Annotated in this window: 13 protein-coding genes; 5 read left to right on the top strand and 8 right to left on the bottom strand. The window is 45.2% G+C overall.

Annotation, left to right across the window (positions count from 1 at the left end; translation table 11 throughout):
- The first annotated feature begins 15 nt into the window (after nt 1-15).
- On the top strand, nt 16-783 hold the full coding sequence (locus NIES593_RS15710; RefSeq protein ID WP_073600480.1) for a hypothetical protein: 768 nt from the start codon (nt 16-18) through the stop codon (nt 781-783).
- Nucleotides 784-900: 117 nt separating this feature from the next.
- Here the strand turns inward: NIES593_RS15710 and NIES593_RS15705 are convergent, their stop codons facing one another.
- Nucleotides 901-2,643, bottom strand: coding sequence for a caspase family protein (locus NIES593_RS15705; RefSeq protein ID WP_073600479.1), 1,743 nt, complete (start codon nt 2,641-2,643; stop codon nt 901-903).
- Between the two features lie 71 nt (nt 2,644-2,714).
- Between NIES593_RS15705 and rpmF the strand changes: the two genes are divergently transcribed.
- From rpmF to rplI, 3 genes are all read left to right on the top strand, one after another.
- The gene (rpmF, locus tag NIES593_RS15700; RefSeq protein WP_015142745.1) at nt 2,715-2,891 is read left to right on the top strand and encodes a 50S ribosomal protein L32; all 177 of its coding nucleotides are present in this window, start codon (nt 2,715-2,717) and stop codon (nt 2,889-2,891) included.
- Nucleotides 2,892-3,010: 119 nt separating this feature from the next.
- Complete coding sequence (locus tag NIES593_RS15695; protein ID WP_073600478.1) at nt 3,011-3,607, top strand: sulfite oxidase-like oxidoreductase; 597 nt, start codon at nt 3,011-3,013, stop codon at nt 3,605-3,607.
- A 153-nt stretch (nt 3,608-3,760) separates the two neighbouring features.
- Complete coding sequence (rplI, locus tag NIES593_RS15690; protein WP_073600477.1) at nt 3,761-4,219, top strand: 50S ribosomal protein L9; 459 nt, start codon at nt 3,761-3,763, stop codon at nt 4,217-4,219.
- Nucleotides 4,220-4,273: 54 nt separating this feature from the next.
- On the opposite strand, the gene cysH is transcribed toward rplI, so the two are convergent.
- The 3 genes from cysH to NIES593_RS15675 form a co-directional block, all read right to left on the bottom strand.
- Nucleotides 4,274-5,134, bottom strand: a complete 861-nt coding sequence (gene cysH, locus NIES593_RS15685; RefSeq protein ID WP_139253719.1) for a phosphoadenosine phosphosulfate reductase — start codon at nt 5,132-5,134, stop codon at nt 4,274-4,276.
- Nucleotides 5,135-5,268: 134 nt separating this feature from the next.
- Complete coding sequence (locus NIES593_RS15680) at nt 5,269-6,957, bottom strand: alpha/beta hydrolase (protein ID WP_083602464.1); 1,689 nt, start codon at nt 6,955-6,957, stop codon at nt 5,269-5,271.
- Nucleotides 6,958-7,101: 144 nt separating this feature from the next.
- The gene (locus NIES593_RS15675; RefSeq protein ID WP_015142750.1) at nt 7,102-7,584 is read right to left on the bottom strand and encodes a hypothetical protein; all 483 of its coding nucleotides are present in this window, start codon (nt 7,582-7,584) and stop codon (nt 7,102-7,104) included.
- 185 nt (nt 7,585-7,769) lie between these two features.
- Between NIES593_RS15675 and hemF the strand changes: the two genes are divergently transcribed.
- Nucleotides 7,770-8,804 carry an oxygen-dependent coproporphyrinogen oxidase gene (gene hemF, locus NIES593_RS15670; protein WP_073600475.1) on the top strand — a complete coding sequence of 345 codons (1,035 nt, stop codon included), beginning with the start codon at nt 7,770-7,772 and terminating at the stop codon, nt 8,802-8,804.
- A gap of 47 nt (nt 8,805-8,851) precedes the next feature.
- Here the strand turns inward: hemF and NIES593_RS15665 are convergent, their stop codons facing one another.
- The 4 genes from NIES593_RS15665 to NIES593_RS15650 form a co-directional block, all read right to left on the bottom strand.
- Entirely contained in the window at nt 8,852-9,523 is a 672-nt protein-coding gene (locus tag NIES593_RS15665) for an MFS transporter (protein WP_073600474.1), read from the bottom strand.
- A 128-nt stretch (nt 9,524-9,651) separates the two neighbouring features.
- On the bottom strand, nt 9,652-9,951 hold the full coding sequence (locus tag NIES593_RS24640) for an SET domain-containing protein-lysine N-methyltransferase (protein ID WP_073600473.1): 300 nt from the start codon (nt 9,949-9,951) through the stop codon (nt 9,652-9,654).
- 178 nt (nt 9,952-10,129) lie between these two features.
- The gene (locus NIES593_RS15655) at nt 10,130-10,744 is read right to left on the bottom strand and encodes an SET domain-containing protein (protein WP_073600472.1); all 615 of its coding nucleotides are present in this window, start codon (nt 10,742-10,744) and stop codon (nt 10,130-10,132) included.
- A 30-nt stretch (nt 10,745-10,774) separates the two neighbouring features.
- A complete protein-coding gene (locus tag NIES593_RS15650; protein ID WP_073600471.1) occupies nt 10,775-11,401 on the bottom strand; it encodes an SET domain-containing protein in 627 nt (208 codons plus the stop codon).
- Nucleotides 11,402-11,429 lie beyond the last annotated feature (28 nt).

The raw sequence follows: 11,429 nt of genomic DNA, 5'->3' as shown, positions 1-11,429 counted from the left end.
TGTTTCTAGAACATTATGATATCTCCATCACAACCCAATTTCGACGGTCACTCCTCAACTGAGATCCGAGAAATTCAGGAACTCGCCCTGACTATCTCTGCCAAAAACCTCAACCCCGCCATGTTGAGCGAGGATTTTCTCAAATTTAGCGGCATCGTTCCCAACGACTGGGAATTAGGAAAACAGCCCATTTTGTCTCCAAACTTCGCTCAAGTCAGCTTTCAAAATGGCGTTAGCGTTGTTTCTCAACCTCGGACTGTGAGTTTTGCCGAGACGATTGACACGCGAGGGGCGCAAGAGCCTAGAGTGCCTCAAATTGCCCGTAAATATATCGATAAACTGCCCCACGCCGAATACCAAACCCTTAGCATCAGCACGAAAAGCATCGTCCCTTTTTCCGGCGGTCAAGATGCAGCTAGAAGATATATTACCGGGACGCTTCTGGCTGCCGGCCCTTGGCTAGACTTTGGTCAAGCCCCCGTGCAAGCAGGAATTAACTTGTCGTACCAGTTAGAAGGCCGTCAATTTAGCCTGGGCATTAATGAAGCTAGAGTACACATAGGCGAGCAAGTTGCAATTCCCGCGATCTTGTTCGCTGGTAGCTTTAATTACGCGATCGCGATCGCTAACGAACCCGAACGACTCAAACAATTAACCCAAGGCATTGACCAATGGCGATCGGATTGGGAGATGTTTAACAAAATCATTCGTCAATGGTTTTTTCAACAAGGCAAACAGAAATTCGGACAAATGGAGCAAGAAAGCTTATTTCCTGGTAATTAAAGGGAATTGGGGATTGGTCATTTGTCCCTTGTCATTAGTCATTGCTCATTGGTCTTTTGTTAGTGGTTGGTGGTTAATTGTCTCCCAGTCTCAAAAGTCTCCCCGTTCCCCCGTCTCCTACTTCTTAATCTTCCATCTTGCCTTACTCTTTTGCTTCCACCGAGCGATCGCCTTTTGGGCATCTTGATATAAATGGGTGTCTGAAGGGATAAATTGGGCTGTTTCGATCGCCTGCCCTAGATTGCCTTCGGCAGCATGGGAAATAGCCAGGAAGTAAATCTTTTGGCTCCAGTTATTCATAAACTGACGAGTTTCCATATAGCCTGGTTGTTCGGGTGGAATTTGGCGCAGGAGCGCGATCGCTCGGCTATAAGTGGCGGCTTGAGAAGGATTAATTAGTTTTCTGGCTGTCTCGATCGCGGCTTTGGTGGCTTGTTGTTGTTTTTGTAAGGTTTCCCAGAGCCGAATTTTCTGTCGAGCCGTTTGAGAAAGACTTGCGCGATCGCGAGGAACCAGTTCTGCCGCCGCGATCGCCCTTTGAAAATCTCCCGTTCGCGCCCGTCCTTCGGCGATATCGAGTATAATCTGACTCCAGCGATCGATATCAGCCCGCGCCTGTTGATAAAAAGGATCGCCCGGTTTTAATTGGCGAACCGAGCCAATGGCTCGATTAAAATCTGAGGCTTGGTTAGCTTTCAGGAAAATTGTGGCACGATTTAAGATTTCTTGCTCGCTTTTAGATCCTGCTTGGATAGGAGTCTCGGTTTCCAAAATCTCTGCTGCTTGCTCTGATATAGAGGTTGGCTGTCTCATTTGGAGCAGTTGAAAAACGACGACGATCGTCAGCAGCGACGGAAGTAGGCTAGATGCCAATCCAAAGAAAAACCATTTAAATTGGCTTATTTTAATAATAATAGGCGATAAATCTGCTTTTATGCCGATATTTGCTCGTTTATCGTCGTTATTGTTGCTGGGAAGGTTGATATTTAATGGAGAATAGAAGGCAGGGCGATCGGGCAGTTTTGGGAGAGCGATCGCAGCGACTTTAGTGGTCATCGGCGAGTCGGCGGTCGCCCTCTTAAGCGATATGGGCTGCGGGAAAAGAGTCCTACTAGAGGAAAAAGTTGCCATCGGCATGCGATCGCGCTCTGCTTTTTCCAGGAGAGGATAATGGCTAGCTTCTGGGCTAGGACTGATAACAACAGGAGTTTGAGTAGGTCGCCAGAGATCGAGGCTAAATTCTGGCAGGCGATCGCGTAGATATTGCTCTAACTTTGCTAGGGTAATGTTTTGGCGATAGTGACGGAGTGCTTCTACAAGGGCAGTGGCCAACATTCCCCGACCCAAACTCGCCGATTTATCGCCATGGGAAGATACAATCAGAGAGATTTTCATTTGTTTGGCCAAAGCGATCGCCTGTTGCCCCACCATCGCGTCTTCCATTCCCCTGAGATCGAGCACGACTAAAATTCTGGCTGCCCTTTGTTGAATGAGAGATTCAAACAGCGATCGCATAGCGATTCCTGTCCCCGGAATATCCTTGAGATTGCCATCGATAGGCATCAGGTAATCTTCTCCTTGGTAACTTATTCCATAGCCACTGAAAAAGAACCAGAGAGAGGAAGATGAGGGAGAGTTTCTAATTTCTAACCAACTTATGAGATTTTTGCGATTGGGATAGGTAGAGCGATTGAGAAACCGAGGAGATGCGTCTGTTAATAGTAGGGCTTGTCGAACTGAAATTTTTGCCTGTTCGACCAAACATTGATAGAGGATTCGCGCACTAGCTTCAGCAAAATTTAGGGGGGGGAAAAAATGATAGCGATCGATCCCGATAGCGATACATTGATAATTTTCCATCTGACAAATCGACTCCTCAACGCCTAAAATAAGAAAGCTGTCGATTGAAAAATAAAATATAAGTAGTAACTATGGCTGTTCCTAAGAAGAAAACCTCAAAATCCAAACGCGACCAGCGCAGAGCGCACTGGAGACGACAAGCCGCCCTACAGGCTCAAAAAGCCCTTTCTCTAGGCAAATCGGTTCTCACCGGACGTTCCAGCTTTGTTTATCCTCAAGATGAAGATGAGGAAGAAGAGAACGAGTAAGCATAGTTAGGAGTTCAAGGTTCGGAGTGATTATTTTTCAATTCCGAATCCCGAACTCCAGTACTTGATTTTCATGACCCCAAAGAAGTTTCGTTGTTCCATCAACCGCTTTGGAAGGTATGTTAGGGAATTTTTTTAAAAAACCAGAAGCAACAGATAGCGATCGCGTTCCACCCGGTCAATATTTGACCAATGGCTTTCCCGTTCTTACCTATGGAGATACGCCTCACATTAGTACCAATGAGTGGCAATTTCGCGTCTTTGGATTAGCTCAACCCAAGACCTTTACTTGGTCTGATTTTATGAGCTTGCCCCAACACGAATTTACGAAAGATTTTCACTGCGTCACTCGTTGGTCAAAGTTGGACGTGCAATGGACGGGGGTCAAAGTTACCGACTTCATGAAACTCGTAAAACTCGATCCCAAAGCCACTCATGTCATGCAGCATTGCTACGGGGGATATACGACTAACCTACCCCTAGAAGATTTTTTGCGCCAAGAAAATTTCTTCGCTCACAAATTGTTCGGAGAACCCCTACCCGCCGACCACGGAGGTCCCATGCGCCTGGTCGTTCCCCATCTCTATGCTTGGAAAAGTGCCAAGTGGATTAACGGGTTAGAGTTTCTCGACCATGACGAATTAGGATTTTGGGAACGCAACGGATATCACCGACGGGGAGATCCCTGGAAAGAAGAACGCTACGGAGGCCTTTGATATGTCGGGCATCTCGAATACTTATTGAGGTGACATGTCGCTTCGAGGAGACGAGAAGCGGGCGTGCTTTGCCTTAAACCAACCGAAAATAGTATAATTAGTAGCTCTGGGTTATTTTAAATATTTCTAAAATCTAGCTTATTAGGAGAGACGATGGCAAAACGAGTGCAAATCGTATTGAATCAAAATGTCAGCAAGCTCGGTAAAACCGGAGATTTAGTAGAAGTTGCCCCTGGCTATGCTCGTAACTATTTGCTGCCGAGAGGCATAGGCGTTATTGCCACCCAAAGCATTCTCAAACAAGTCGAGCACAGAAGAGAGAAAGAAAGACAGCGCCTGATTGCAGAAAAACAAGAGGCAGAAGCTCGCAAAACGGCTTTACAGACTATTGGACGCTTTGTTATCAAAAAGCAAGTAGGTGAAAAAGAGGCAATTTTTGGGACGGTAACTGCCCAAGAAGTAGCAGATGCAATCAAAGAAAATACGGGTCAAGAAGTAGACCGTCGCGGCATTACCCTGCCAGAGATCGGCAAAACTGGCTTCTACAAAGCTACGGTCAAACTTCACCCCGAAGTGACTGCCGAGATCGAAATTCAAGTCGCTCCTTTATAAACAAATATCAGTTATCAGCGATCGGTAAGCTAGCAACAGGCTGCCGATCGCCGATCAAAGCGTACTCGAATCAAGACTTTTGGCTTCTCCTGGCGTGAGAGGCAAGTGCAAACCGCATTCTTGTTTGAGACCCTTAAAACGGGTATCCCGTTCGTTGGTATCGTCAGCCGTTAACGGACGGCTGGAATGCCAATCACCTACCGAGACATAGCCCAGATCGAAGAAAGGGTGATAGGGAAGATTGTAGGCGGTCAAGTATTCATATATATCTTTAGCACTCCAATAAAGAATCGGCAGAATCTTATACCGCCCTCCTTGCATGCCTACCCGTTGTAAAGTCTTGCGATGGTCGGTTTGTTCGCTTCTCAAACCAGCCAACCAAGCAGTTGCCTTCAGTTCTTTCAAGGCGCGTTGCATCGGTTCGACTTTGCGGATTTGGTCGTAGCGGTTGAGCGACTCGACATCATTTTGCGCCCAGAGTCTGCCATAGAGTGCTTCCATGCGAGCGGGACTGATGGGAGATTGATAAACTTTTAGGTTTAGCTTTAAGCGTTCGGTTAATTGTTCGGCAAATTGATAGGTTTCGGCCGGTAAATAACCCGTATCTACCCAGATAATCGGTATATCGGGCACGATTTGAGTCACCAGATGAAGCATGACGGCGGCTTGAATGCCAAAGCTAGTACTCATTACCAAGCCATTTCCAAAGGTATCTGCTGCCCACTCGATAACTTGCTCGGCTGTAGCGTCGGCGAGCTGCCGATTGATGGCTTCTAAATCTAGAGTAGGCTTTTCCTTTGGCGATGGCTCCGAGCTTTCGTTGTTTGGTTCGCTACCTGGAAGCGTACTGGGAACCCAAGTCATTCCAGCTTTAGCTGGTTGTGGGTGGGAGTCAATCGGGTTCAAATGTGGCATGCTTGCTCTTTTTTTCCCTTATTGTAGACTGTGGTGGCGCAATCTTGAATTTTGTGGCTTTGGGTTCGTTTTTGCAAGTCTGAGGATTTTGACCCTATCTTTCTTTATATTGTAGTGCGATGGATGAAGAACCCTTAATTGTTTAGATTGAATTTAGCCAATGCTCGTACAATCTCAGTGGCTGATGCAGAATCTACCAGATAAAGCTTGAAAATATTTTCGCGACTCAAATAGGCTGCATAGGAGGATTGGAGATAAGAGCTATAGTTAGCGTCATCGGCGACGTAGACCTCGAAAAAGGCTAGACCCATCGCGTCGGCATAGTTATCGATGAGGATGGGATCGGGGAAAGTTAGATTGGGCAAAGAATTAAGCAGTTGGCTAGCGCCAGCATCCAATTGAGAAAAATCGACGTGTGCCTGTCCTTCTGCTACAGCAAGATATTTGTTGGGCGTACTCAGCCAAGGAAAAGAACGAATCTGCTCGAAAACAGCTGGCGTAGCGGGATCGTAACTGCCTGCCACCACCAAAACCGGAATTTGAATTTGACTTAACCCTTGGGGTCCGAAGATGCTGCTGTTGACTGGGTTGACGGCAATGACTGCTTTAACTCGCGGATCTTTGAAATTATAGTTTTTTCTCGGTAATGCTAGGGCGCGACACTGAAGTAGCAGGGATAAATTTGGATCCCAGTCGGGAGCATCGCAGGATTTTTTTAAATTGTCAAAATCAATTTGGGCGCCCGCCACGGCCAACGCCGTATAACCGCCAAAGGAATGCCCCAAGACTCCTACCTCTTCTAAATTTAGCCTTCCTTCAAATTCGGTGCGATCGCGCTTCTGGAGTTCGTCGATGATAAAACTAATATCGAGCGGGCGATCGACAAATTCATCGAGACTAAAAATGTCTCGATAATAGCCTGCCAGCGTTTCCTGAAATCGAGTCAAGTCGCTGCCGGGGTGCTGGGGCAGGGCGACGAAATAGCCATGGGACGCTAAATGTTCGGCGCGGGCGCTGAAGTCTTTGGGTCTGGAGCCTAATCCGTGGGACATAATAACGACAGGAGTTTTTTCGGGTCGCCATCGTTGAGGTTTGTAGAGATAGACGGTTAACGTGCGATCGCGGCTTTCATCTCTGAGCGTCAGAACTTGTTTTTCGACTCCATAGGAACCGCGAACTCGCAGATCGGGCAAAGCGGCAAAGTTTACTGGCCGATCTTTTCTAGCTTTTCTGTCCGACAACTGGCTGACTTTTTCGACCAGCGCTGCCGTCACCTCGACCGCCCGTTGCACTTTTTCGGCAACCGCGAAAATCTCATCGGTGTCGAGTTGTATGTCGGTCGGAAACTTGCGCAGAAAGTTAAGAAGCGTCAGCCCTTCAGAATCGCTTGCCGCTTGAAAAAGTGCTCCTCGCAGGGGGTATTTCCCATTGCGCCCGCCTGGCGTTCTAATCAACTGACCGATGCCCTCAAGAATATCTTCTCCGATTGAAGTCTTGAAAAAGCGATACAATTGGACGGGATTGAGTTCGGAGCGTTGTAGCAGAGCTTCGCGAAATTGCTGGCGTTGTTCGGGGTTAACGTCTCCCAAATAAAAAGCTAATTCTTGATTAATCGTGCCATCCCTGGCAAATTCTTCGAGGGAATCAACCCGAATCGACAATCTGAGCGGTCCGTAGTTAAAATAAATACGCTCGGCTGCCTCTAGGGGAATCGCGATCGCACAAATCGCCCCTAAAAGTAGGGAACCTATCCAAGGTAACGGAGAAAATAACCTGCCTGGCTTGGCGCTATGCTTCGATCGATAGCTTGAGGGATTTTTCACGCAGTTAGCTTCAGATTGGGTAAGTTGCTACTCGAAAAAGTATAGATAACAATTGAGCGATCGCGATGCATCTCGAGACCCAATCTTACCGATGCGATCCTCGCGCTGCCGCACTTCGGTTCGGCCGGGTTTAATCTCGATGGATTATCCCGCCAATCGTTGTTCTGCGGCTTGAGCTAATTCTGAAGCGACGCGATCCGAATAGGGTTTAATCCACAACCACACCAACGGAGACAGCCAGCCCTTTAGGGTAACCGAATAGGAGATATAGGTTCCGCACAGTGTCGATTCTATCTGGTAAGTGATTTTTTGTTCCATGCCCGGAATGGCTAAAACGCGAAGGCTCAATAACTCTCCCGGACGAACGTTCTCGACGAATAGCCTTATGGGAATCGGCGTTAGACGAGTCACCACCTGATAGATTAAACCGGGTTTGGCGATCGAGCCATTGGGCGCATTGGTGCTCGAAAAAAGCGGATGCCAGGAAACGTCGGCAATATTAATTAATTTTTGCCACAAAACATCGATTGGAGCCGTACTGACAACGCGGTAGGTCTTAAATAAAGAAAACTTACAGAATAGTCTTCCTTTAGCCGCAACGAGTTTGAAAGAAAAGTTAAGAATCACGCTAAGCCTCCCGCAATTATGCTTGGGCAAATTATTTATTTTAGAAGATTTAGAAGCTAAAGATAGCAGTAAGTATGCTTTTATTAAGATAGTTTAGTAATGTCTAGTTTAACTATCACACAAGCCGTAAATTTATTAAGAGCGATCGGGCGATCGCTGAGAATAGATAACCGATAATAGATATTATGACCGCGATAACAACAGGCGCAACAACCTCTCCTGACGCTTCAATTCCTCCAGCTGATGCGAAAACAAGAGTCAGCCAATTTATGAAAGCACTACAAGATGAAATCTGCAATGCCCTCGAAAACCTCGATGGCGTTAGCCAATTTCGGGAAGATAGCTGGGAAAGAGAAGAAGGAGGCGGCGGGCGATCGAGAGTTCTCCGAGAAGGCAGTGTATTCGAGCAAGCGGGAGTAAATTTCTCTGAAGTGTGGGGAAAGCAACTACCGCCTTCTATCTTAAAACAACGACCCGAAGCCGCAGGACATGGATTTTATGCCACGGGAACCTCTATGGTTCTGCATCCTCGCAATCCCTACGTTCCTACCGTACACCTCAATTATCGCTACTTTGAGGCGGGTCCGGTTTGGTGGTTTGGCGGGGGGGCAGATTTAACGCCCTATTACCCTTTTGCTGAAGATGCAGCCCATTTTCACCGCACGCTTAAGCAAGCTTGCGATAAACACCATCCCGAATATTATCCCGTGTTTAAGCGCTGGTGCGATGAATATTTCTACCTCAATCATCGCCAAGAAATGCGAGGGGTTGGCGGAATTTTTTTCGATTATCAAGACGGTCGAGATCCCCTCTATCGAGGACCTCACCCAGAGAAAGCAGCCGCAATTTACAGCGCTCAATTGCCTTCCCAACAACCCCGCACTTGGGAGCAATTGTTTGCCTTTGTCAGCGATTGCGGACGGGCATTTCTACCCGCCTACGTGCCGATTGTAGAGAAACGGCGAGGAATGGAATATGGCGATCGCGAACGTCAATTTCAACTCTATCGTCGCGGACGCTATGTAGAATTTAACCTCGTTTACGACCGAGGCACGATTTTTGGGTTGCAAACGAATGGACGCACGGAGTCGATTTTGATGTCTCTACCGCCGTTAGTGCGCTGGGAATACTGTTACCAACCCGAACCGAATACACCGGAAGCCCAATTATACGAAACATTTCTCAAGCCTCAAGACTGGGCGAATTGGCAACCGTCTTAGGAAGCTATTGATGTTGTAGAGACGTTCCATCGAACGTCTCTATAAATTTAAAGTTTATTGGCGTCGTCGGCAGACTTCCTTGTCGATGTCAGTAAGGGTCGCACTTCCATCTCGCTTGGATCTGGGTAGTTAGATAAACGGGTTTTTGGCGATCGCTCGTATAGAATTTGAGCAACGTAGACGGTGGCGATCGTTTGAACGATTCCCATGACGATAAACAAAGAATTAAACGAAAAGGAACTGACAATTAGTCCGCCTAACAATACGCCAATTCCTGTTACAATCTCCGATTGTCCGTCGGCAAGCGCCCAAACGCATCCAGATTTTTTCTTACGTCCATGATTTTCATAACGTTCGTACTTTGCGTATAAAGCATTCCAGGTTGGAGTAGACAAAGCCGATGCAACTCCCACACCAATTTGTACGACTAATAATTCACTTTGAGAGGAGACCAATAGGTAAGCAAAAGTGAAAATTGCATTTAAGGCATAGCCTATAGTCATGAGTTTTTCTTTACTAATAACTTTGTCGGCAATCTTACCAACAAAAACGGTAAAGGTACCGGAGGCAATGAGATAAGCTGCCCAAACCCCAGAGATCTCAAGAATATCGCCGCCAACTTTTTTAGCAAAGACAGCAAAAAGTGGAGCAAACATTCCTTCTCCTAGATACCAAATATTGCTACTGTAGAGCAAAATTTTAAGTTGTCTGTTTAACATGAGGCTCTCTTCAACTGTTTGGAACCTTTGGAACGGTCGTAATAGCAAGTTAATACTGAGTCTACGGCTGCTTTTCCCTCTGCAATAGCATTAACTTTATCCCAATATTTTTTACTAATCAAGTGTTGCTAAGGTTGTTTGACTTTTTTAAGATACAGCATCGCTTCAGCTAGCTGTAGATACCACTCAGGATGAAAATGTAGAAGATCGTCAGGCATTACTTTAGTCCTTGCAATTCCCTCTTCTGGAAGACAATCAAATGGTTCGTCTTCATTACAAAACGCATAATCGTCAGTCAATTCTTCTCCTGGATAAATATCCTTAATCGCAATTTCAAATTCATAGGGTGTACTCATACAGTTTGGCTTAAAGCTATGATTGACAAATTGTTCGATATCCCAGGGAAGAATATACTTTAAATTAATCAAAGCTAAATAATTTATCCGATTGATTGAGATAAGCCATCAAGATATTACGACAAATTCACGTGCCGCACTTGACTTTGGTAAGGCAAAGCTTTCTGTTTTCGTTGCTAGATTTAGCCGAGTAACGAAGGTTAAAGATAGCGCCAAAAACTAAAATTTAATTACCGTAAAAAATGCGTTCCTAATTTAAACTGAGGTTAAGCTTTTTATATCTATCGTAGTAAGTAACCAACACCGAATCCAAGAGTTCTCTTCCCTCTGCAACAGCATTAACTTTGTCAATATATTTTCGATCGATTAGATGCTTTAAAGGTTGTTCTACCTTATTAAAGTAAGGCATGGCTTCTAGAACTAGCCGATCCCACTCTTGGTGATAGTTTAATAAATCGTCCGGCGTAACTTTAGTTCTCAAAACGCCCTCTTCTGGGGGGAAATCAAATGTCTCATCTAAATTCAGACAGCCATAGTCATCTCTTAATTCTTCTCCAGGATGTATGTCCCTGACAGCAATTTCAAAATCATAGGCAGTGGCAATGCAATTTGCGTTAAAACTGTGATTGACAAAGCGACCGATATCCCAACATAGTATGTACTTACCTTCACTATCGCGAAAGGTGTATTTTCGGACTTGTTTTTGTCGCAATGGATCGAGAGATTTTACATAAGCTTCATCGAGTTTATAATCGAGATCGTCTAAGACCCAAACAATCGTTCCTTTAGGGATAAATTGAGTGGCAAATACGCCGTAGCCTATTTCTTCATTAACAAAACCCAAGCGGGTATGAGGGTGCATCATAATTAGAGATTCTCAACATTAATAAGTTAGTCAGTTTGTAGCACGCGAAAATTTTTTAGAGTTTTTCTGATAACACTCAATGAGAGAGTCCATTGGTTCTTTTCCTTCTGCTATGGCATTTAGCTTATCGAGATATTTTTGTTTTACTAAAGATTTCAAAGGTTGTTCTACTCGATTAAAATACCGAAATGCTTCTTCTGCCTGTCGCTCTAAATCTTGGTAACAATCAAAAATGTCATCTGCCTTAACTTTTCCAATCGTCCCATCTTTTGAAGAGTAATCAAATGAATAATTAACATCAAACCATCGATAGTCATCTGTTATTTCCTCGCCCGGATAAATATCTTTTGAAGCTAGAGTAAGTTCATAGGGAGTAGGAACGCAATTAGCCTCAGAACTATGATTCATAAATTGACTGGCATCCCAACAGATGATATATCTATCTTGACTATCTATAAAAGCAGTATCTCGGAAAGAATAGGCTAGTACTCGTTCTTTGAGGATTTCTTCTAGGGAGTCAATATAGGATTTCTTTAACTTGAGATCGAGATCGTCTAAGACCCAAACAATCGTTCCTTTGGGAATCAATTGAGTGGCAAATAAGCCATAGCCTATTTCTTCGTTAACAAAACCTAATTGAGTATGAGGATGTATCATGATATTTTTCAGTCCACTAATCAAGTCA

Origin of the sequence: Hydrococcus rivularis NIES-593 (genome assembly GCF_001904635.1) — a bacterium.
In the GTDB taxonomy this organism is placed as follows: Bacteria; Cyanobacteriota; Cyanobacteriia; order Cyanobacteriales; family Microcystaceae; genus Hydrococcus; species Hydrococcus rivularis.
The sequence above is the reverse complement of the archived record's forward strand: the minus strand, read 5'-3'. Positions and strand labels throughout refer to the sequence as shown.